The following is a 21,495-nucleotide window of genomic DNA, read 5'->3' on the forward strand; positions in this document are numbered from 1 at the left end:
TTGGCCGCTCCCGGGCGGCCTGTTTTACCGGAGTTCGCTATGGCCACCGCTGTGTCCCTGAACGAGGTCGCCGGCACCACCACCCTCAAGCAGCGCCTGGCGCGTGCGGAGCGGATGAACCGTTTGAAGTCCCAGGCGCTGATCCTGCCGCTGCTGGTCTTCCTCCTGCTGACCTTCCTGGTGCCCATCGCGGCGCTGCTCTACAAGAGCGTGAACAACCCCGAGGTCGTCGGCTCGCTGCCGCTGACCGTCAACGCCATTTCCGAATGGGACGGCAAGTCGCTGCCTTCGGATGCGGTGTACAAGGCGCTGAGCGAAGACCTGGTCGCCGCGCGCAAGAACCAGACCATCGGTGACCTTTCCAAGCGCCTGAACATGGAGCTGGCCGGCTACCGCAGCCTGCTGTCCAAGACTGCCCGCGCGCTGCCGTTCAAGGAGCAGCCGGCGTCGTACAAGGACGCGATGGAAGGCCTCGACGAGCGCTGGGGCGACCCGGCCTACTGGCAGGCGATCCGCCGCAACGCCAGCCACGTCACCCCCTATTACCTGCTGGCGGCGCTCGATCACCGTATCGACGACCTGGGTGAAATCGCCCGCGCGACGCCCGACCAGTCGATCTACCTGGACATCTTCGCCCGTACCTTCTGGATGGGTGCGGTGATCACCGTGATCTGCCTGCTGCTGGCCTACCCGCTGGCCTACCTGCTGGCCATCCTGCCGACCCGCAAGTCCAACCTGCTGATGATCCTGGTGCTGCTGCCGTTCTGGACTTCGATCCTGGTGCGTGTCGCCGCGTGGATCGTGCTGCTGCAGTCCGGCGGCCTGATCAACGGCGCGCTGCTGAAGATGGGGCTGATCGACCAGCCGCTGCAGCTGGTGTTCAACCGCACCGGCGTGTACATCTCCATGGTGCACATCATGCTGCCGTTCATGATCCTGCCGATCTACAGCGTGATGAAGAGCATCTCCCCCAGCTACATGCGCGCCGCCATCTCGCTGGGCTGCCACCCGTTCTCCAGCTTCTGGAAGGTCTACTTCCCGCAGACCGTGGCGGGCGTCGGTGCCGGTTGCCTGCTGGTGTTCATCCTGTCGATCGGCTACTACATCACCCCGGCGCTGCTGGGCAGCCCGAACGACCAGATGGTCAGCTACTTCGTAGCCTTCTACACCAACACCACCATCAACTGGGGCATGGCCACGGCCCTGGGCGGCCTGCTGCTGTTCGCCACCCTGGTGCTCTACGTGATCTACGGCTGGCTGGTGGGCGCGAGCCGCCTGCGCCTGGGCTGAGGAGAAGAAAATGCTGAGTCCCTACATGTCCCCGGTCGAGCGCCTGTGGTTCTACACCCTGCGCATCCTCTGCGGCCTGGTGCTGCTGTTCCTGGTGCTGCCGGTGCTGGTGATCGTGCCGCTGTCGTTCAACTCCGGCACCTTCCTGGTCTACCCGCTGCAGGGCTTCTCCCTGCGCTGGTACGCCGACTTCTTCAACTCCGCCGAGTGGATGCGTTCGCTGACCAACAGCATGATCGTCGCCCCGGCGGCCACCGTGCTGGCCATGGTCTTCGGCACCCTGGCCTCCATCGGCCTGACTCGCGGCGAGTTCCGCGGCAAGGCGCTGGTCATGAGCCTGGTGATCTCGCCGATGGTCGTGCCGGTGGTGATCATCGGTGTGGCCAGCTATCTGTTCTTCGCGCCGCTGGGGCTGGGCAACAGCTACATCTCGCTGATCATCGTCCACGCGGTGCTGGGCGTGCCGTTCGTGATCATCACCGTGTCGGCGACCCTGCAGGGCTTCAACTACAACCTGGTGCGCGCCGCCGCCAGCCTGGGCGCGCCGCCGGTGCTGACCTTCTTCAAGGTCACCCTGCCGTTGATCGCCCCTGGGGTGATTTCCGGTGCGCTGTTCGCCTTCGCCACTTCCTTCGATGAAGTGGTGGTGACCCTGTTCCTCGCCGGCCCCGAGCAGGCCACCCTGCCGCGCCAGATGTTCAGCGGCATCCGCGAGAACCTCAGCCCGACCATCGCCGCCGCGGCGACCCTGCTGATCGGTTTCTCCGTCCTGCTCCTGCTCACCCTCGAGTGGCTGCGCGGCCGCAGCGAGAAGATGCGGACCGCACCGACTGCCTGATCCACAGTGTTTCGCGGACGGTTTCGTCGCCGTGCTCACCCACAGCGGCGGGATCGATCCGCGATCTTTTTCTCCGCTTTCCCGCCTCATTTACCGCACTTTCTGTATCGGCCATCGGTGCAATCATCAGTACGGCCCCCTTCGAGCCGCCCGAGCGGCTACAATGCGCGCCATCCGTGATTTCGCCCACAGAGGTGCGCCATGCAACCCTACGCCATCGCTCCGTCGATCCTTTCCGCCGACTTCGCCCGCCTGGGCGAGGATGTGGACAAGGTGCTCGCTGCCGGCGCCGACATCGTCCACTTCGACGTGATGGACAACCACTACGTGCCGAACCTCACCATCGGCCCGATGGTCTGCTCGGCCCTGCGCAAGTACGGCGTCACCGCGCCCATCGACGTGCACCTGATGGTTTCCCCGGTGGACCGCATCATCGGCGACTTCATCGAAGCCGGCGCCACCTACATCACCTTCCACCCGGAAGCCTCGCAGCACATCGACCGCTCCCTGCAACTGATCAAGGATGGCGGCTGCAAGGCCGGCCTGGTGTTCAACCCGGCCACCTCGCTGGACGCGCTCAAGTACGTGATGGACAAGATCGACATGGTCCTGCTGATGAGCGTGAACCCCGGCTTCGGCGGGCAGAAGTTCATCCCCGGCACCCTCGACAAGCTGCGCGAAGCCCGCGCGCTGATCGACGCCTCCGGCCGCGACATCCGCCTGGAGATCGACGGCGGCGTGAACGTGAAGAACATCCGCGAAATCGCCGAAGCGGGCGCCGACACCTTCGTCGCCGGCTCCGCCATCTTCAACGCACCGGACTACGCCGAGGTCATCCGCGCCATGCATGCCGAGCTGGCGCAGGCGCGCAAGTGATGAGCGCCGCGCAGCCGTTGTTCGCCGGGCACCTGCCGCGTCTGGTGATGTTCGACCTGGACGGCACCCTGGTGGACTCGGTCCCGGACCTGGCCGCCGCGGTGGACAAGATGCTGCTGGCGCTCGGTCGCCAGCCCGCCGGCCTGGACGCCGTGCGTCACTGGGTTGGTAACGGCGCGCGCGTACTGGTGCGCCGTGCCCTGGCCAACGACATCGAGCACGAGGGGGTTAGCGAAGAGGACACCGAGCGCGCCCTCGAACTCTTCATGGACGCCTACGCCGACAGCCACGCGCTCACCGCGGTCTACCCCGGCGTGGTGGACACCCTGAAGTGGCTGAAGAAGCAGGATGTCGAACTGGCGCTGATCACCAACAAGCCCGAGCGCTTCGTCGGTCCGCTGCTGGACGAGATGAAGCTGGGCAAGTTCTTCCGCTGGATCATCGGCGGCGACACCCTGCCGCAGCAGAAACCCGACCCGGCCGCGCTGCTGTTCGTGATGAAGATGGCCGGCGTGTCGGCGGATGAAGCCCTGTTCGTCGGCGACTCGCGCAACGACATCCTCGCCGCCAAGGCCGCCGGCGTGCGCAGTGTGGGCCTGAGCTACGGCTACAACCACGGCCGCCCGATCACCGAGGAAGCACCGACCGTGGTGGTGGACGATCTGCGCCAATTGCTGCCTTGCTTCGATAAAGGCAACGCGATAGTGTTGCCCGACCACAGCTCCAACCCCGCCAAGCGAGATCGCACCGTGGATACGGCTCCCCACACACTCTGGATGAAAGTCATCAAGGCCCTGGCCCGCTGGCGCTGGCGCGCCTGACATCCCCTGGCCGGTTCACCCGGCGTGTGTGTGCAACCTAGACCGTTTCCTCCTCAAAGCCTGTTCACCCTCTCCCGCACATCGGCGAGATCCTGAGCAGGCTCATATTCCACGAGGCTGATCATGACCCGCGAAGAATTCCAGCGCCTGGCCGCCGAAGGCTACAACCGCATTCCGCTGACCTGCGAAACCCTCGCCGACTTCGACACCCCGCTGTCGATCTACCTGAAGCTTGCCGATGGCCCCAACACCTACCTGCTCGAATCCGTGCAGGGCGGCGAGAAGTGGGGGCGCTACTCCATCATCGGTTTGCCCAGCCGCACCGTGCTGCGCGTGTACGGCCACCAGGCGAGCATCAAGGTCGACGGCGTCGAGACCGAGAGCTTCGAATGTGCCGATCCGCTGGCCTTCGTCGAAGAGTTCAAGAACCGCTACCGCGTGCCGACCATTGCCGGCCTGCCGCGCTTCAACGGCGGCCTGGTCGGCTACTTCGGCTATGACTGCGTGCGCTACGTCGAGCAACGCCTGGCGCAGTGCCCGAACCCCGATCCGCTGAACAACCCCGACATCCTGCTGATGGTCTCCGACGCGGTGGTGGTCTTCGACAACCTCGCCGGCAAGATGCACGCGATCGTTCTCGCCGACCCGGCCCAGGCCGACGCCTACGACAAGGGCCTAGCGCAGCTGGAAGAACTGCTGGAGCGCCTGCGCCAGCCGATCACCCCGCGCCGTGGCCTGGACTTCAGTGCGGTCAACGCCCCGGAACCGCAGTTCCGCGCCAGCTTCACCCGCGAGGACTACGAGCGCGCCGTCGGCACCATCAAGGAATACATCCTGGCCGGCGACTGCATGCAGGTCGTGCCGTCGCAGCGCATGTCCATCGACTTCGCCGCCGCGCCGATCGATCTGTACCGCGCGCTGCGCTGCTTCAACCCGACGCCGTACATGTACTTCTTCAACTTTGGCGACTTCCACGTCGTCGGCAGCTCGCCGGAAGTGCTGGTGCGGGTCGAGGACGGCGAAGTCACCGTGCGCCCCATCGCCGGCACCCGTCCGCGCGGTGCGACCGAAGAGGCCGATCGCGCGTTGGAAGAAGACCTGCTCTCCGACGCCAAGGAAATCGCCGAGCACCTGATGCTCATCGATCTGGGCCGCAACGACGTCGGCCGCGTGTCCGACACCGGCACGGTGAAGGTCACCGAGCAGATGGTGATCGAGCGCTACTCCAACGTCATGCACATCGTCTCCAACGTGAACGGCCAGCTGAAGCCCGAGCTTTCCGCGATGGACGCCCTGCGCGCCATCCTGCCGGCTGGCACCCTGTCCGGAGCGCCGAAGATTCGTGCGATGGAAATCATCGACGAGCTGGAACCGGTCAAGCGGGGCGTCTACGGCGGCGCCGTGGGATACCTCGCGTGGAACGGCAACATGGACACCGCCATCGCCATCCGCACTGCGGTAATCAAGAACGGCGAGCTTCACGTCCAGGCTGGCGGCGGCATCGTGGCCGACTCCGTGCCGGCGGCGGAGTGGGAAGAAACCATCAACAAGCGCCGCGCCATGTTCCGCGCCGTGGCGCTGGCTGAACACACCGCCAAGTTGCACGGCAACGGTTGAGTCGCTGACTCGAAAAAAGCCCCGCTTCGGCGGGGCTTTTTCTTTTCCGTAGGAGCGGGTTACACCTGTGTTCTGGATGAGGAGGGATCCCTGCGCAGAACTATCAGGGAAGCAAGACTCTTCGTAGGAGCGAGCTTGCTCGCGAACAGATTTCGCCGGCTGCTCCGTCACTAGGCCGGTTCGCGAGCAAGCTCGCTCCTACAGGGCGTGGCGTTCGGCTCACCCCGCCTGCCGTGCTTCCATCACCTGCAGGTTCGCCTTGCGCCGGGCGAGGGCGGCGTCAGCCTGCTGGGAACGCTCTTCCACATAAGCCGCCAGATGATCCACCGCCACGTACTGCATCGCCTTGTGGCTGTCGTCCAGCGTGGTCACCGGCAGGGCGATGCGCCCGCAGGACAGGGCCTTGCTGAAGTTCTCCCGGTTCAGGTTGCGGAACCAGCGCTCGCGTACCTGCTCCAGCGGCACCAGGACGTCCCCGAAAATCTGATAGACCAGGCTCACCGTCTCCGGGCGCGGGGCGGGGCGAATATCGGCGGTCGACTGCATGGGACTCTCCTGTTCCGATGGTGGTGGCGACAAGTGTAAATATAGCAAAGGTTGTATTTTGCTTCAATCGCCGGCCAAAGAAAAACCCCGCCGAAGCGGGGTTCATGCTGCGAAAGGGCTTCAGCGCACCAGGGTCGGCGCACGGCGATGACGCACGGTGGACCACCAGAATACCCAGCCGATCATGCGGATCTGCCCGCTGTCGAACTGCTCCGGCGGGTACTCCTCGTCGGGGTATTCGTCGCGGTTGAAGCTGCGCAGGCGGATGCCGCCGCCGGGCAGTCGATAGACGAACTTCACCCGCAGCATGCCCTCATGCTCCAGGGCGTAGATCTCGCCGTCGGTGATGTGCGTGGTGGCAGTGTCGATGCCGATGGTGGAGCCATCCATGATCAGCGGCTCCATGCTGTTGCCGGTGAGCTGGGCGCAGATCGCCGCCGCCGGATCGACCCCCGCCGCGCGCAGCGTGGCGTAGGAGAAACGCAGCTTGCGCCCCTCTATCTCGCGCACTGCGGTGCGGCCGGCGCCGGCCGCCAGTTCCACTTCCTTGTACAGGCGTAGTTCCACTTCGTCCTCGTCCAGCGGCGTATCGCTATCCCACGGGTGCAGCGGTTCCAGTCGCAGCGGGCTGCCATCGGCGGGGAGCGCGGCCGGTGCCCTGGCGGATTGCGTCGGCGTGCCTTCGCCGGTCGCCAGCCAGGTCGGCGAGACGCCCAGCGCGCTGGCGATCTCGATCAGCTTGCGCGTGCTCTGCGCCTTGCCCGAGGTCAGCTTGTGGATGGTGTTCTGCGAAACCCCGGCGGCTTCGGCCAGGGTTTCCTGCTTGAGGTTGCGCGAGGCCATCGCCTGCTTCAGACGGTCGGCCAGTGTCGATGAGGGTGTCTTGTCCATGGCCGGCACTCTACCTCCTGGGTTGTAGCCTGTAAATAGCTTTGGTGTTGACTGAATATAGCTATGGTTGTAATCATAAAAACCAGCAGCCCACCGAGCAGACGAGAAACCGATCTGGGCTGATGGGAAGCAACGGCTTCCTCACCGCTGCGGCAAGGGTGCCGCAGGTTGCCTGCAGACCGTGATGCGCGGGGCAGGCTGGAGGACGCGGGCGGGCCAGGGAGGCGCCGCCCGCGTACCGGCAAGGGACGCTGCCGTGAAGGGCTGGCGTCCGCGACGAACAGATCGCGACTGACCACCCCAGGCGGCCGAAGGCTCGGCGACGCCGGAGGGCACGTCGCCAGGAGGACCTTCATGAACCAACACCCGAACTGCGCCATACGACGTGCCAATCCCGCCCAGGCGGAGGTGTGCCATGGCTGATATCGCCGACTACGCCAACGACCTTGTGCTCGACCGCATCGAGGACCTGCTGCACAGCCGCCGCTCAGCAGTGGCCGTCAGCTCCGCCGAATACTGCGAGGACTGCGGCGACGACATCCCGCCGGCGCGCCGCCTGGCCGCGCCGGGCTGCACCCGCTGCATCGACTGCCAGGCAATGGACGAACTGGAGCGGCGGCACTGAGCCGCCCTGGGAGAAACGCCGTGATCAAACCCATCGACGAAATGCTCAAGCTCTGGGCCGAAGAGATGCATAACCCTGGCAGCGCCGGTGGCGGCTACGCCGGGGGCAACCTGCTGGCGATGATGATCGCCAACAAGGGCGAGATGGTGCGTGGCACGCGGGGCAGCCGGGTGATCCTCGATCGTGTCGCCGAGCTGGACCTGATCATCAACCAACTGCCCGACGAGCAGAAGGACGTGGTCACCGAGCACTACCTCAACCGCGACAGTGAGGCTTCGCAGAAGTACCGGCATTGCCGCTGCAGCCGCAATACCTTCTACCTGCGTTTGCACGTGGCGCACCAGAGCATCCAGTCGCGGCTGATGCGCCGCGCCGCCTGAATCTTTCCCGCCCTCCGAAGCCCGGCCCAGTGCCGGGCTTCGTGCTTTTCGCGTGCAGTGTTGCGCTATGCTCGCGCTCCATGAAAACGCCTATCCTCATTCGCCGCGCCGAACCCGTCGATGCCGATGCCATCCTGCGCATCCTTGGCGAAACCTACGAAGCCACCTGGAAGCCCGCGTTGACTGCCGAAGCCATCGAGCGCTTCGAGTCTTCCGCGCACACCGCCGCCTATGTGCGCGAGCGCCTACCGTTATTCCATGTCGCCTGTATCGATGACGAGGTCGTCGGCCTGCTCGACTGGCGCGACGACTTCATCGATGCGTTGCATGTCTCTGTGCAGCGGCAACGCCTGGGGATCGGCGCGGCACTGCTGAGTCATGCCGAAGCTGAGATCGCCAGGGCGGGGTATCTCCAGGTTCGACTGGAAACGGACACCTTCAACAACCAGGCGCGCGCCTTCTATGGCAAGCACGGCTACGCGGAAGTCGATTTCTACCCCGACGAGGAGTGGCACAGCGGCTTCACGACGGTGCTGATGATCAAGGCACTCTGAAATTTCCGAAGCCGGATTTCCGCGTTTCGACTGCACATTCCGGTGTGTCATCCACCTATTGCCGTGCATTCCCCAACAAGCCTTGTTCCGGCGGGAATCGGGGGGTACAAAGTAGTCATTCTTGTAAAGGTGCGTCCCCAGGGAGCACAGCGCGAAACCCCGAAAAGCCCGGCCATTGAGCCGGGCTTTTTCATGCCCGCGTTTTTCTGATCCGCCGTGGCGGCGGGTGGCCGGCGAGCACGCCGGCAGTCATCCCCGGTTGGCTGATAGCCGCCGGTTTCGCCCGTTCGCGGGCGTCTTTATCCAAGGTGAGCCAATGGGCAACGAACCTCAGACCCTGGCCGACGTGCCTTTGTGGGGGCTGATCCTGCTCGCTGTCGCGGGCGGCATCAGCGGTGAAATGTGGCGCGCCGACAAGGCGGGCCTGGGCGGCTGGCGATTGCTGCGGCGACTGGCGCTGCGCTCCGGCGCCTCGATCGTCTGCGGCATGGCCGTGATGTTCCTGGCCATGGCCTGCGGCGCCTCGCTGACGCTGGCCGCCGCCATCGGCAGCCTGACCGCGGCGGCCGGCGCGGAGATCGCCGTCGGCCTCTACGAACGCTGGGCGGCGAAGCGCCTGGGCGTGTGCGAACTACCGCCGAGCGAGCGCGGGCAAGAGTGAAGCTGCAAGGAGACGACATGTCGGAACAACCTTTGACCCTGGCGCTACTGCTCGACACGGTGGAGCAGACGCTGACCGCGCGCCTGACCGAGATCGGCACCTTCCTGCGCGGCCCTTTGCGCAGCGTACCAGTGACGCTCCCTGCGTTGGCGCTGGAGTGTGCCGGCCTGCTGCCGGGACAGGACCCCGGCAATGGCCAGACGGCCCTGATCTGCCAGATGCAGGCGCGCGTCCTGGTGGAGCGTGACGACGAAGCCGAAGCCCTGGCGCTGCGCAACGTCGCTGCGCTGACCATCCTGCTGCGCGCGCAGAACTGGGGGCTGGAACTGGAGCCGGTGAGCTTCATCCAGGCGCAGCCGGAGACTGACGATCCGGCGTTGGCGGCGTGCCGCGTCTGGTTAGTCGAATGGCGGCAGCCGGTGCTGCTGGGCGAGACCGAGTGGCTGTGGGAAGACCAGCCGCCGGGCAGCCTCAGGCTCGGTTTCGATCCCGAAACCGGTCCCGGCCACGAGGACGATTACTTCGATCCGGGAGCCCTGCAATGAACCAGGACTACGTGAGCGCCGAGCACGACCGCATGCTGGCCGCGCTGGTCATGCCCTGCGAAGTGGTGGCGGTGGACCTTGCGGCGGCGCGGGTGCGCGTGCGCTCCGGCGAATGGACCAGCGCCTGGGTGCGCTGGCACGCCCAGGCGGCGGGTGCCGCGCGCCACTGGCGAGCGCCGAGCCTGGGCGAGCAGGGCGTGCTGCTCAGCCCGTCCGGCATGGCAGCCATGGGCACCTTCGTGCCCGGTCTGTTCGGTGCGGCAGCGGTGGCACCCAGCAATCGTGGCGAAGTGGAGAGCTGGCATTTCCCCGACGGCGCGGTGCTGAGCTACGACTGGCAGGCGCACCGCTACGACCTGCAACTGCCGGCCGGCAGCGCCACGGTGAAGGTCGGCGGCACCCAGGTGGTGATCGACCCCGGTGCCGTGAGCGTCACCGCCGCGAGCATCCAGCTGAGCGGGCTGGTGAGCATCAAGGGCGCGCTGACAGTGAACGGCAACATCAGCAGCACCGGCTCGATCATGGACACCGCCGGCAACAGCAACCACCACACCCACTGACGCCTTTCCACTTTCAACCCGGCCCGCCCTGCGCGGGCCTTTGCATTTCTGGAGAACTGCCATGGGCAAACAATCCTGTGCGCACCCCGAGCGGCGGAGGGCATGGCCATGATCGGCATGGATCGACGCAACGGCCAGCCGCTCAGCGGCCTGGCGCACCTCAAGCAATCCATCGAGGACATCCTCGGCACACCGCTGGGCAGCCGGCGCATGCGTCCCGAGTACGGCAGCCGCCTGCGGCGCATGGTCGACTTGCCGGTGACCGAAGGCTGGAAGGGCGCCGTGCAGGCTGAAGTTGCCCGCGCCATCGGCCGCTGGGAACCGCGCCTGCGCCTGAGTTCGGTGCAGGTGACGGCGGTGATGGGCGGCAGCGTTTCGCTGCGCTTGCGCGGCATCTACCTGGGCGACGAAGTCGGCCTGGAGGTGGCGGCATGAGCCTCATCGACCTGTCTCAACTGCCTGCCCCGGAAGTGGTGGAGGACCTCGACTACGAGAGCCTCTACGAGGAGCTGCTGGCGGACTTTCGCCGTGCCATGGGAGAGGGCTGGAACGCCGCGCTGGAGTCCGATCCGGTGGTCAAGCTGCTGGAACTGGCGGCCTATCGGGAGCTACTGCTGCGCGCCCGGATCAACGACGCCGCTCGTGCGGTGATGCTGGGTTATGCGACCCAGGGTGACCTTGACCAACTGGCCGCTGGCTACAACGTGAAACGCCTGGTGATCCAGGAGGCGGATGCCACGACTTCGCCACCGACTCCGGCCGTGCTGGAAGGTGATGACTCGCTGCGCAACCGCACCCAATTGGCTTTCGACCAGCTTTCCGTCGCCGGCCCGCGCAATGCCTATGTGGCCTTCGCGCTCGGCGCCGACGGGCGCATCGCCGATGTCTCGGCGATCAGCCCGCAGCCGTGCGAGGCGCTGGTCAGCGTGCTGTCCTCCGAGGGCAATGGCGCCGCCTCGGAAGAGTTGCTTCAGGCGGTGCGCAGTGCGCTGAACGATGAAGATGTGCGCCCGGTGGGCGACCGTCTCACGGTGCAGTCCGCCGCTATCGTGCCGTACCAGGTCGACGCGGTGCTCTACATCTACCCGGGCCCGGAAGCCGAGTTGATCCAGCAGGCCGCCGAGGCCTCGTTGCAGACCTACATCGCCACCCAGCGCCGCATCGGCCGCGACATCCGCCGCAGCGCGCTGTTCGCCGCCCTGCATGTGGAAGGCGTGCAGCGTGTCGAACTGGCCAAGCCGGCGGCCGACGTGGTGCTCGACGCCACCCAGGCGGCGTACTGCAGCGGCTACCAGATCCGTGTGGGAGGTTCGGATGAGTAGCCGCCTGCTGCCGATCAACTCGACGCCGCTGGAGCGCGCGCTGGCTGACGTGCAGGTCGGTGATCTGCCTGTGCCGCTGCGCGAGCTCATGGACCCGCAGCGCTGCCCAGTGGCGTTGTTGCCGTACCTCGCCTGGGCCTGGTCGGTGGACCGCTGGGACCCGGCCTGGAGCGAGACGGTGAAGCGCAAGGCGGTGGCAGCGGCATTCCGCATCCACCAGCACAAGGGAACCATCGCCGCGCTGCGGCGGGTGATCGAGCCGCTGGGTTACCTGATCGAGATCGTCGAGTGGTGGCAGGGCGCGCCCATGGGCGAACCGGGCACCTTCCGTCTGCGCATCGGCGTGCTCGACAGCGGCATCAGCGAGGAAATGTACCAGGAGGTGGAGCGCCTCATCGAAGACGCCAAACCGCTCACGCGGCACCTCATCGGGCTGGATATCAGCCTGGAATCCCAGGGGCGGATCAACGTCGGCTCCGGGCAATACGACGGCGACATCGTCACCGTCTATCCCTATCTCCCGGATGTGATCGAAACACTCGGCAGCTACGGCTTGCCGGGACGGGAGCACACCATCGATAGCTTGAGCGTCTACCCATGGCCGTAACCTACTACGCACTCCTCACCACGATCGGTGCCGGCAAGCTGGCGAATGCCGCTGCGCTGGGCACCACCCTGAAAATCACCCAGCTCGCCGTGGGCGACGGCGGCGGCAACGTGCCGACCCCCGATGCCAGCCGCACGGCACTGGTCAACGAAGTGCGCCGGGCGCCGCTGAACCAATTGAGCATCGACCCGGCCAACAGCGCGCAGATCATCGCCGAGCAGGTCATCCCCGAGAATGTGGGGGGCTGGTGGATCCGCGAGATGGGCCTGTACGACGAGGCCGGCGCGCTGATCGCCTACGCCAACTGCGCGCCCTCCTATAAACCGCAACTGGCCGAAGGCAGCGGCCGCACCCAGACCGTGCGCATCGTGCTGATCGTCAGCAACGCGGCATCGGTGGAATTGAAGATCGATCCGAGTGTGGTGCTGGCGACTCGGGAGTATGTCGACAATTCCATCGTCACCGCGCTGAATCGGTTGGATTGCAAACAGTCGGTACGTGTCGCCACAACTGCGAGCATTACTCTCAGCGGTTTGCAAACTCTGGACGGTATTGCACTCATGGCTGGTGATCGGGTGTTGGTGAAGAACCAGAGCAATGCTGCCGACAATGGCATCTACGTTGCGGCTATAACTGGGTGGAAACGTTCCACCGATGCAGACGAAAAAAGTGACGTGACCCCAGGCCTGACAGTGTCGGTGGAAAGTGGTATCTCCCAGGCCGACAGCATTTGGCAACTGGTGACCGACGGAGCGATCGTGTTGGGAGTCACGGTGCTCACATTCCAGAATATTACCAATGGGCTGGCGAGGTTGGCTTCGCCAGCCTTTTCCGGATCTCCCACCGCACCAACGCCAGCTCAGTTTGACAACGATACATCTATTGCAACCACTGAGTTTGTCCAGCGGGCTCAGGGGAACTTGGCAGGATTCGTCACTTACAGTGCCAGTAATGTTTGGCTGACTGCGGCTGATGTCGGTAAGTACATTTATTGTGTAACAAATGGCATGGTGGTGACGTTGCCTGATGTTGCAGTGGTTCCAGTCGGATCTAGAGTTTATATTCAAGCCGCGGTCGGTGTTTCGTCAATTATTATAAATAACCTGAATGGGAATCTGGCTGGCACAAATGATAAAACTTCGGGGGCGGATTTCATTGCTTTGCTGGGAGATACGAGTAGCGAGTTTATAAGCAGTGGTACGGCTTGGTATGCAACGGGTGGTAGCGGTTCCGGACAGCTGTCTACTAGTGGCTATCAGAAATTCCCAAGTGGCATTATTATTCAATGGGGAGTCGCTTCAGCTCAAGGGAATGATGGGAATGACGGAACAACGGCCGGAGTGGATGTGCCGATTATGTTTCCTATGGCCTTCCCGAATTCGTGCTTCATTGTCACCGCTACACATTTCGGGCATCGCCCCAATACCACTGTTTGTGTTCGCGCCCTAACTAAGTCTTCGTTTGTGGCTGAAGGTAGTGAGGCTGGAGTAAATCGCGTAATCAACTATATTGCTATTGGTTGTTGAGGTGGGTGATTTTCCCCGTCGTATATCATCGGTTGATTCTATTTTTGGATGCGATTAATTTTGTCTTCTTTGTTGTGTGATAGTTATGTGGGAAGAGCTTTTGAATTTTCAATCTGTTGGTTTTGATAATAACTAAAATCTCGACTCGCAACGATATCTTCTTGAGTCCACACATCGCCTTTCTCCTCAAGAGTAAGGCAAACCACCCAACCGCCTCCCGGCGGTTTTTTTATGTCTGGAGAAAACCCTATGAGCTTCTTTCACGGCGTCACCGTGACCAATGTCGACGTCGGTGCGCGCACCATTGCGCTGCCGTCGTCCTCGATCATCGGCCTGGTGGATACCTTCACCCCCGAGGCCACGCTGACCGCAAAAGCGGACGTGCCGGTGCTGCTCACCAGCCTGCGTGAAGCGGCCGCCGCCTTCGGTACCGCCTCGGCGATCTACAAGTCCTGCACCGCCATCTTCACCCAGTCCGCCGCGGTGGTCGTGGCGGTGGGCGTGGCCAAGGTTGAGGATGCGGCGCAGCTGACCTCCGCGATCATCGGCACCGTCACCGAAGCCGGCCAACGTACCGGCCTGCAGGCGCTGCTCGACGGCAAGTCGCGCTTCAACGCCCAGCCGCGCCTGCTGATCGCGCCGAAGCATTCCGCCACCCAGGCGGTCGCCACCGCCATGGGCGCACTGGCCGACAAGCTGCGCGCCATCGCCATCGTCGACGGCCCGAACACCACCGACGAAGCGGCCATCGCCTATGCCGGCGAGTTCGGCAGCAAACGCATCTACCTGGTCGATCCGGGCGTGCAGTACTGGGACACCGCCAGCAGCGCCACGCTGAACGCGCCGGCCTCGGCCAACGCCGCCGCGCTGTTCGCCTGGACCGATAGCCAGTACGGCTTCTGGTCCTCGCCGTCGAACAAGGAACTGCTCGGCATCACCGGCACCGGCCGCCCGATCGAGTTCCTCGACGGCGACGAGACCTGCCGCGCCAACCTGCTCAACAACGCCAACATCACCACCATCATCCGCGACGACGGCTACCGCCTGTGGGGCAACCGCACTCTCTCCAGCGACGCCAAGTGGGCCTTCGTGACCCGCGTGCGGACCATGGACATGGTGATGGACGCCATCCTCGCCGGGCACAAGTGGGCGGTCGACCGCGGCATCACCAAGACCTACGTGAAAGACGTCACCGAGGGCCTGCAGGCCTTCATGCGCGACCTGAAGAACCAGGGCGCGGTGATCGACTTCGAGGTCTACGCCGACCCGGAACTCAACACCGCCAGCCAGCTGGCCCAGGGCAAGGTGTACTGGAACATCCGCTTCACCGACGTACCGCCTGCCGAGAACCCCAACTTCCGCGTCGAGGTGACCGATCAGTGGCTCACCGAAGTTCTGGACGCAGCTTAAGGAGACCTATCGATGATTCCGCAGATCCTCACCAACACCAACCTCTTCGTCGACGGCGTGAGCTTCGCCGGTGACGTGCCGTCCCTGACCCTGCCGACCCTCAAGGTCAAGACCCAGGAGTACCGTGCCGGCGGCATGGATGCACCGGTCCTGCTCGATGTCGGTCTGGAGGCGATGGAAGCCAAGTTCACCACCAACGGTGCGCGGCGCGAGGCCATGAAGTTCTTCGGCCTGAGCGACCAGGGCGCCTTCAACGGCACCTTCCGTGGCTCCTTCAAGACCCAGAAGGGCGGCACTGTGCCGGTGGTCGCCACCGTCCGCGGCCTGCTCAAGGAGATCAACCCCGGCGACTGGAAGGCCGGCGACCTGGCCGCCTGCACCTACAGCGTGGCGGTCTCCTACTACAAGCTGGAAGTCGAAGGCCGCGAGATGTTCGAGATCGACCCGGCCAACTCGGTGCGCAAGATCGACGGCGTCGACCAGCTCGCCGCCATGCGTAACGACCTGGGCGTCTGAGGAGAACCCTGATGCAAGACTCCGTCAAACAGCCCGCGTGGCTGAGCCTGTCCGAGGACGCGGCGGTGGTGAAACTGTCCCGCCCGACTTCCTGCAACGGCGTCGAGGTCGACGCTCTCACCCTGCGCGCGCCGACGGTGCGTGACATTCGCCTGGCCAGCAAGGTGGCCTGCGACGACGAGGAGCGCGAGCTGCAGCTGTTCGCCTCGCTGCTGCAGGTCAGCCGCCAGGACCTGGAGGGGCTGAAGCTCAGCGATTACCAGCGCCTGCAGCACGCCTACTTTCGCCTGGTGCGAGAGGACGGCGATGAGCTTCGCGCTGATGCGCCAGCTGGCGCGGCGACTGGCGACTGAGTCGGGCTTCACGGCCGGCGAGCTGGAGCGCATGACCCTCGGCGACCTGCGTTGGTGGCTGGGGGATGAAGCGGGCTAGTTCGCCCTGAAGGGAGCGTCGGGTAACCGGCGCTCCTTTGTCGTCAAAGGGGCAAGTGAAATGAATATGAGTGAGAAGCCGGAACTGGTGACAGGCGCAATCGTGGGCCTGGGCAGTACGCTCGGGAGGGTGGTCGGGGATGCCGCCACGCGCCTGGGCACACTCGCCGGTCTGCTGGACCCGCGCCTGCCGCTGATGACGCTGGCGGATGAAGTCGAGGTCGTCCAGGACAACCAGGACATCCGCCAGCGCGCCAGCGAGCGCAATGCGGGCGAAACGCGGCTGGCGCTGCGGCGGATCATCGACCTGCTGGCGCTGCGGCCGTTGGATATTCGCCTGCCAAAAATCACAGTCAGCGTGGCGCCGGCTGCGAGCGCGCCGGCGAACGATTGGCAGCGCCTGGAGACAGCGACCAAGTCTCTGTTTGAATTGAACTCAGTCGGCGACGTTCTGCGCTCCTCGGTCGGCACGACCCTCGCGTTCCGCGGGCGGCTGATGCAAGTGCGCGAGGCAGCGGGGCAGCCATACGATCCGACTGCTGAAGCTGCGCTGAGCGACCGGATGGTACAGGCGGGGCACGACGCCGCGATGCCGCGTGACAAGGTGCTGGAACTCGCGCAAGCCATGGTTGAGCGCAAGATCCCGCTGAGCGACGTGGCCGCGGTGCTGCCGGTGGCGGCGAAGTTTGCCCAGGGCCAGGGCGTGTCGACGGAAATTGCGGCCCAGCTGGTCAGTGAGCTGCAGCAGAAGGGCGGCATCAACAACGCGGCGGATCTGGCGCGTGCACTGAGTGCGGTGGCCTGGCGCGGTCAGAAAGAAGCTCCGTCGGTAGAGCTGTTCAGCCGTGGTCTGCTCACTGGGCTGACCACGATCCGGACGGGCGATGCGCAGAAGGTCGAGAGTTTGCTTCAGTCCCGACAAGCCCTTGCTGCCGCGCCTGCCGATCTGTTGCAGCAAGGTGTGGAGAAACGTCGCGAGTCGCCGCTGGGCCAGTTGGAGCAGAAAGAACAGTTGATCAGCGGCGCGATGCTGCAGATCGGCGATGCGTTACTCAAGAGCAATGATTTCCTGCTGACCGCGGCTGCGGTGATGGGTGGTGGATTGCTGGCGGTGAAGTCGGCCATCGGTATCAAGCAGTTCGCCCAGGACGCCAGGGGATTGCTGCCCGGGAACTGGGGCAAGCGTGATGTCCAGGACGTCTTCGTCACCAACTGGCCAGCTGGCAGCTTCGGCGATTTGCCTGATCGCAGTCCGAAGGGCAAAGGCAAGGGGAAGTCCGGTGGCAAGACCAGGCCGGAGGGCACCGGCAAGAGTTCACGCGGTAGCATCCTCCAACGTGCGCGATCCACGCTGGGACGCGCCGCCAGTGCCGCTTCCGGATGGATGGGGAGGACTGCGCAGCCGGTCCGATCTTCGCGGGTCGGGCGCGTGGCGGGCGGTATGTTGCGCCGTGGTGCGAGCCTGGCAAGAGCGGTTGACGCCTCCGGCGTAGGGCAGGCGGTGGGCAGCCTGGCACGGGGTGCGGGCACTGCACTGAGGCGTTTCGGACCGGTCAACGCAGCGCTGGCAATTACCGATGCCGCTTCCATCTACAACAGCAATCAGTCGCCACAAGAAAAGGCAGTCGGCTATGGCAAGGCGGGCGGCTCGGCCATCGGTGCGGCTGCTGGTGCTGCGCTGGGCACATTAATCCCGATCCCAGTGGTCGGTACGTTGGTGGGCGGCGCCATCGGAGCGAGCGTGGGCGAGTGGATCGGCGGCAAGGCCGGCGCTCTGCTCGGCCCGTCCGACAACGCTCCGAAACCGCCGCCCGCTGCGCCGCAACCCGCAGCTCCGGCCGCTGCAACACCCGTTGCCAGTGGCCCGCCCAACTGGACCTTCTCGCCGCAGGTCAGCATCAACGTGGCGGGCAATATCGTTAACCCACAGCAACTGCTGGACGAGTTGATCCCGACCCTGCGTCGCCTGATCGGCGAAGCCCAGCAGGAACGTCAGCGCAATGCGCTGTTCGATACCGTCGTCGTGTAAGGAGGCCGCATGACCTATCTGGAACAGTTCCATGCCGGCCTCGACAAGATCGCCGGCGCCGCCACGGCTGCCCGGCGCGACCTGGGGCAGGTCGCCGAGCCGCTGGACAAGGCCATGCTGCACATCCGCAGTGGCGTCTCCGCGCTCGAGGGCTTGCCCGGCGTGACAGCGGAGGCGGCGGCCAAGCTCAAGCGCGTCACCGACGGCGTCCTGCGCGCCCAGGGCAAGCTGCAGAACGTGGTGAACAAGGCCCAGCGCGAGCAGGAAAAGCTGCAGCAGGACATCGACAAGGCCAAGCGCGTCGCTACCGAGGTGAACGAGCGGGTGAAGAAGCTGGGCGAGGAGGTCAGTCGCGCCGGGCAGGCGGTAAACAAGGTCCTAGGCAGGATCGACCCGCGCCTGGGCGACATCCTGCCGACCTCGGTGCTGGCACCCAAGCTCGATCCCTCCGAGCAGATGTGCAAGGTACCGCAGCACCTGTTGATCATGACGCCGCTGAAGTCGACCGAGCACACCTACTACTTCAACGTCGACACCACCGGCTTCCAACGCCTGACGCGCACCAGCAGCTACGCCTGGAGGGACCAGGCGCGGCTGGGGCGGCGCAGCGCTCAGCAGAGCGTCGGCCTGGGCCCGGAAACCCTCACGCTCAGTGGCGTGGTGATGCCGCTGTTCATCCGCGCCGGCGATACCGCTCAGCGGGTCGGTTGGAACCAGCCGCGCACGCTGCGGGATATCGCGGCGCTGCGCGAACCGGTCCACCTCGGCACGGGCCGTGGCGACGACCTGGGCAACTGGTGCCTGACCAAGATCACGGAGACGCAGGAGGCGCTGTTCGCCAATGGCGTACCGCGTCAGCAAACCCTCGACCTGGAGTTCACCCGCTATGGCGACGACGATAGTCAGAAGCGCTGACGGCGACCTGCTGGACCGCCTGTGCTACCAGCGCTATGGCCACCTCAATGGCTGCGTGGAGGCCGTGCTCGATGCCAACCCTGGACTCGCCGACGAACCGCAACCGCTGCGAGCGGGAGTGATCATCCACTTGCCGGAACTGGCCGCGCCGGCTGAGCAGAGCGTGCGCCTGTGGGAGTGACCACGGTTGATCGCTTCCACAACCAGGCCCCGCTTCGGCGGGGCCTCTTCATTCAGGGGGGCTTATGAAACCAGTCTTTCGCATCAGCGCCGACGGTGCGGACATCACCCCGCTGGTCAGTGACCGGCTGATCGAGCTGCAGCTGACCGACAAACCCGGCCTGGAGTCGGACACCTTCCAGATCACCATCGACGACCGTGACGGCGCGGTGATCCTGCCGCGTCGCGGGGCCGCGCTGGAAGTCTTCCTCGGCTACGACGGTGCTCCGCTCACCCGTATGGGCCGCTATGTGGTGGATACGCTGACCTATGGCGGCATGCCGGACAACCTGGTGATCAAGGGCAAGAGCGGTGACATGCGCGGACAAGGCAAGGCCAGCCGTAGCGGCCACTGGGAGGGTGCGAGCCTGGCGAGCGTGGTGACCGACATCGCGGCGCGCAATGGCTGGCGGGCGGCGTGCAGTGTCGAGACGGTGATCGCGCGTATCGATCAGATCCGCGAGTCGGACTTCAATTTCATCACCCGCCTGGCGCGGTTGTACGACTGCACCGCGAAGCTGGCCAACAACAGCCTGCTGGTGCAGCCGCGTCAGTCCGGCCGCAGCGCCAGTGGCCAAGTGCTGGAGATACCGGTGCTGGGGCGTGGTGATGTCAGCGCCTTCCGTTTCACCCTGGACGATCGCAAGGTGGTGGCGGCGGTGAAGGTGCCTTATCGCGGCGCCGATGGCGGGCAGAAGCAAGTGCGCTTGGCCAACCCGGACGCTCCGTCGAAGGTTGCCGCCGAACATTGTGATCGCCACCCGCAACCGGACGAAGCGGCGGCACGGCGTGTCGCCGCCGCACGGTTGGCCGAATTCAATCGCAACAGCGCTGAAGTGCAGCTGGACTTGCCAGGCCGCGCCGATCTGTTCGCCGAGCTGACTGTTGACCTGCAAGGTTTCAAGGCGGGGCTCGATGGGCGCTACCTGATTGACTCGGTCACCCAGCATTACTCTGCCGCTGGCTGGACCACCACAGTGAAATGCAACGGCGGCGCACAGGGCAAAGGCAAGGCAGGGGAGGGCAGCTGACATGCTCATCGACGAACGCCAACTCCTGTTGATCCTCCCCAACGCCCGCCCCGTCGCGGGCGTTTTTCTGCCCGTGCTGACCGAGGCGATGCGCGACTTCGCCATCGACGCGCCGCCGCGTGCTGCCGCCTTCCTCGCCCAGATCGGCCATGAGAGCGCACAACTGAGCCGTCGCGCGGAGATCCTGACCTACAGCGCTCAACGTCTGGCGACCGTCTGGCCTCGACGTTTTCGCAGCGCCGATGGCTCGCCCACGGCGCTGGCGCGGGAGATCGCCTACCAGCCCGAACGCATTGCGAACGTCGTCTACGCCGGGCGCAACGGCAACGGGGACGAAGCTTCCGGCGATGGCTGGCGCTTTCGCGGGCGTGGGTTGCTGCAGGTGACTGGGCGGAGCAATTACCGGGCGGTCGGCGAGGGGCTCGCGCAACCCTTTGTCGCGCGCCCGCAGTTGCTTGGCGAACCGCGCTGGGCCTGCCGGTCCGCCGCCTGGTGGTGGCAGCGCCACGGCCTGAACGAGTTGGCCGACAGTGGGCGCTTCGAGGAAATCACTCGCACAATCAACGGCGGGTTGAATGGGCTCGAGGAACGCACGCGGTTGTGGCTGCGGGCACAGGAGGTGCTGGGATGAGTCGCATCAGGCTGGCGCTGGGCGTTGCGGGCATTCTGCTCAGCGGCTATGTCGGCGGTTGGCTGATGGCTCGTTTCTATGGTGGGCAACTGGAACGCTTGCGCCTGGAGCAGGTGCGCTGCAGCGATGCCGGAAAGGCGCTGGAAGCGCAGCTGGCGCTGCAGAACGGGCTGATAGATGCGCTGGAACGGGCCGCTCGCCAGCGCGCGGAGTCCGCCGAGCGCGCCCTGGCTCAAGCTCGCGAGCAGGCGGAAAGCCACGAAGCCGCTGCCAGCCGGCTTCTGCTGGAACGCAGCCAGGGCGAGGAGTGCGCCGTGGTGCGTCAGCTGATCGACCGGGAGCTAACGCCATGAAGCTGCCGCTGCTCGCCCTGCTGCTATCTATTGCCGGCTGCACAAGCACCGTGCCCCAGCCGGTGGAAGTTCGTGTTCCCGTCCCGGTACCGTGCCAGACGCCATCCATCGAGCTCCCCCGATTCGCCACCGCCGACCTGCGCCCGGCGGACGATCTGCAAACCAAGGTACGGGCGTTGCTGGCCGAACGTCAGCAGCACCTGGCCTACGAAACCCGCCTGCGCGCCGCGCTCGATGCGTGCCGCTGAACCTTCCTACCTTCGTCGGCAGGGGCGCCGTGCGTATTGCGCTGGCGCCCGGC

27 protein-coding genes are annotated in these 21,495 nt (G+C 65.2%); 25 read left to right on the forward strand and 2 right to left on the reverse strand.

The genetic code is table 11. The annotated features are described in order from the left end of the window. The first annotated feature begins 39 nt into the window (after window positions 1-39). The 5 genes from SD196_RS02670 to trpE all read left to right on the forward strand — a co-directional run bounded on the left by SD196_RS02670 (window position 40) and on the right by trpE (window position 5,442). Window positions 40-1,290 (forward strand): ABC transporter permease, encoded by a 1,251-nt coding sequence (locus SD196_RS02670; RefSeq protein ID WP_416311039.1) that lies wholly within the window; start codon window positions 40-42, stop codon window positions 1,288-1,290. Between the two features lie 10 nt (window positions 1,291-1,300). Further along, entirely contained in the window at window positions 1,301-2,128 is an 828-nt protein-coding gene (locus SD196_RS02675; protein WP_275609935.1) for an ABC transporter permease, read from the forward strand. 201 nt (window positions 2,129-2,329) lie between these two features. Further along, complete coding sequence (gene rpe, locus SD196_RS02680) at window positions 2,330-3,004, forward strand: ribulose-phosphate 3-epimerase (protein ID WP_254470221.1); 675 nt, start codon at window positions 2,330-2,332, stop codon at window positions 3,002-3,004. Beyond that, a complete protein-coding gene (locus tag SD196_RS02685; protein WP_416311040.1) occupies window positions 3,004-3,825 on the forward strand; it encodes a phosphoglycolate phosphatase in 822 nt (273 codons plus the stop codon). Before rpe ends, SD196_RS02685 begins: the two co-directional genes overlap by 1 nt. A gap of 123 nt (window positions 3,826-3,948) precedes the next feature. Continuing rightward, entirely contained in the window at window positions 3,949-5,442 is a 1,494-nt protein-coding gene (gene trpE, locus SD196_RS02690) for an anthranilate synthase component I (RefSeq protein WP_416311041.1), read from the forward strand. 219 nt (window positions 5,443-5,661) lie between these two features. On the opposite strand, the gene SD196_RS02695 is transcribed toward trpE, so the two are convergent. Together SD196_RS02695 and SD196_RS02700 are read right to left on the reverse strand one after the other, a co-directional pair. Continuing rightward, window positions 5,662-5,988, reverse strand: coding sequence for a pyocin activator PrtN family protein (locus tag SD196_RS02695; protein WP_275609938.1), 327 nt, complete (start codon window positions 5,986-5,988; stop codon window positions 5,662-5,664). A 120-nt stretch (window positions 5,989-6,108) separates the two neighbouring features. After that, window positions 6,109-6,879 (reverse strand): helix-turn-helix transcriptional regulator, encoded by a 771-nt coding sequence (locus SD196_RS02700; RefSeq protein WP_343578211.1) that lies wholly within the window; start codon window positions 6,877-6,879, stop codon window positions 6,109-6,111. 415 nt (window positions 6,880-7,294) lie between these two features. Here SD196_RS02700 and SD196_RS02705 point away from each other — a divergent pair, with 415 nt between their 5' ends. The 20 genes from SD196_RS02705 (at window position 7,295) to SD196_RS02800 (ending at window position 21,442) form a co-directional block, all read left to right on the forward strand. After that, window positions 7,295-7,504, forward strand: a complete 210-nt coding sequence (locus tag SD196_RS02705; RefSeq protein WP_331319934.1) for a TraR/DksA C4-type zinc finger protein — start codon at window positions 7,295-7,297, stop codon at window positions 7,502-7,504. A gap of 20 nt (window positions 7,505-7,524) precedes the next feature. Beyond that, a complete protein-coding gene (locus tag SD196_RS02710; protein ID WP_275609941.1) occupies window positions 7,525-7,884 on the forward strand; it encodes a hypothetical protein in 360 nt (119 codons plus the stop codon). An 80-nt stretch (window positions 7,885-7,964) separates the two neighbouring features. After that, a complete protein-coding gene (locus SD196_RS02715) occupies window positions 7,965-8,438 on the forward strand; it encodes a GNAT family N-acetyltransferase (protein WP_275609942.1) in 474 nt (157 codons plus the stop codon). A 316-nt stretch (window positions 8,439-8,754) separates the two neighbouring features. Further along, window positions 8,755-9,099, forward strand: a complete 345-nt coding sequence (locus tag SD196_RS02720; protein ID WP_024763586.1) for a phage holin family protein — start codon at window positions 8,755-8,757, stop codon at window positions 9,097-9,099. 17 nt (window positions 9,100-9,116) lie between these two features. Next, window positions 9,117-9,644, forward strand: a complete 528-nt coding sequence (locus SD196_RS02725) for a hypothetical protein (protein WP_343578214.1) — start codon at window positions 9,117-9,119, stop codon at window positions 9,642-9,644. Beyond that, window positions 9,641-10,204: a phage baseplate assembly protein V gene (locus SD196_RS02730; protein ID WP_343578215.1), complete on the forward strand. Its 564-nt coding sequence runs from the start codon at window positions 9,641-9,643 to the stop codon at window positions 10,202-10,204. Before SD196_RS02725 ends, SD196_RS02730 begins: the two co-directional genes overlap by 4 nt. A 108-nt stretch (window positions 10,205-10,312) precedes the next feature. After that, window positions 10,313-10,639, forward strand: a complete 327-nt coding sequence (locus tag SD196_RS02735; protein WP_169942377.1) for a GPW/gp25 family protein — start codon at window positions 10,313-10,315, stop codon at window positions 10,637-10,639. Further along, window positions 10,636-11,526: a baseplate assembly protein gene (locus SD196_RS02740; RefSeq protein WP_343578216.1), complete on the forward strand. Its 891-nt coding sequence runs from the start codon at window positions 10,636-10,638 to the stop codon at window positions 11,524-11,526. The genes SD196_RS02735 and SD196_RS02740 overlap by 4 nt, the downstream gene beginning before the upstream one ends. Continuing rightward, window positions 11,519-12,133 carry a phage tail protein I gene (locus tag SD196_RS02745; protein WP_331319939.1) on the forward strand — a complete coding sequence of 205 codons (615 nt, stop codon included), beginning with the start codon at window positions 11,519-11,521 and terminating at the stop codon, window positions 12,131-12,133. Before SD196_RS02740 ends, SD196_RS02745 begins: the two co-directional genes overlap by 8 nt. Next, window positions 12,124-13,659 (forward strand): phage tail protein, encoded by a 1,536-nt coding sequence (locus tag SD196_RS02750; protein ID WP_343578217.1) that lies wholly within the window; start codon window positions 12,124-12,126, stop codon window positions 13,657-13,659. Before SD196_RS02745 ends, SD196_RS02750 begins: the two co-directional genes overlap by 10 nt. A gap of 249 nt (window positions 13,660-13,908) precedes the next feature. Next, a complete protein-coding gene (locus SD196_RS02755; RefSeq protein WP_331319941.1) occupies window positions 13,909-15,069 on the forward strand; it encodes a phage tail sheath family protein in 1,161 nt (386 codons plus the stop codon). A 12-nt stretch (window positions 15,070-15,081) separates the two neighbouring features. Then, entirely contained in the window at window positions 15,082-15,585 is a 504-nt protein-coding gene (locus tag SD196_RS02760) for a phage major tail tube protein (RefSeq protein WP_081520768.1), read from the forward strand. Window positions 15,586-15,596: 11 nt separating this feature from the next. Continuing rightward, entirely contained in the window at window positions 15,597-15,938 is a 342-nt protein-coding gene (locus SD196_RS02765) for a phage tail assembly protein (RefSeq protein WP_343578218.1), read from the forward strand. 139 nt (window positions 15,939-16,077) lie between these two features. Continuing rightward, complete coding sequence (locus tag SD196_RS02770) at window positions 16,078-18,045, forward strand: glycine zipper domain-containing protein (RefSeq protein WP_343578219.1); 1,968 nt, start codon at window positions 16,078-16,080, stop codon at window positions 18,043-18,045. Between the two features lie 9 nt (window positions 18,046-18,054). Beyond that, the gene (locus SD196_RS02775) at window positions 18,055-18,960 is read left to right on the forward strand and encodes a phage tail protein (RefSeq protein WP_343578220.1); all 906 of its coding nucleotides are present in this window, start codon (window positions 18,055-18,057) and stop codon (window positions 18,958-18,960) included. Beyond that, window positions 18,932-19,141, forward strand: a complete 210-nt coding sequence (locus SD196_RS02780) for a tail protein X (RefSeq protein ID WP_416311042.1) — start codon at window positions 18,932-18,934, stop codon at window positions 19,139-19,141. Before SD196_RS02775 ends, SD196_RS02780 begins: the two co-directional genes overlap by 29 nt. A 64-nt stretch (window positions 19,142-19,205) precedes the next feature. Then, entirely contained in the window at window positions 19,206-20,210 is a 1,005-nt protein-coding gene (locus tag SD196_RS02785; RefSeq protein WP_343578221.1) for a phage late control D family protein, read from the forward strand. Window position 20,211: 1 nt separating this feature from the next. After that, window positions 20,212-20,841, forward strand: coding sequence for a glycoside hydrolase family 19 protein (locus SD196_RS02790; protein WP_343578222.1), 630 nt, complete (start codon window positions 20,212-20,214; stop codon window positions 20,839-20,841). Further along, complete coding sequence (locus SD196_RS02795; RefSeq protein ID WP_343578223.1) at window positions 20,838-21,194, forward strand: hypothetical protein; 357 nt, start codon at window positions 20,838-20,840, stop codon at window positions 21,192-21,194. Before SD196_RS02790 ends, SD196_RS02795 begins: the two co-directional genes overlap by 4 nt. Then, entirely contained in the window at window positions 21,191-21,442 is a 252-nt protein-coding gene (locus SD196_RS02800; RefSeq protein WP_331319948.1) for a hypothetical protein, read from the forward strand. The genes SD196_RS02795 and SD196_RS02800 overlap by 4 nt, the downstream gene beginning before the upstream one ends. Window positions 21,443-21,495 lie beyond the last annotated feature (53 nt).

This window comes from Pseudomonas macauensis (genome assembly GCF_047902425.1).
In the GTDB taxonomy this organism is placed as follows: Bacteria; Pseudomonadota; Gammaproteobacteria; order Pseudomonadales; family Pseudomonadaceae; genus Pseudomonas.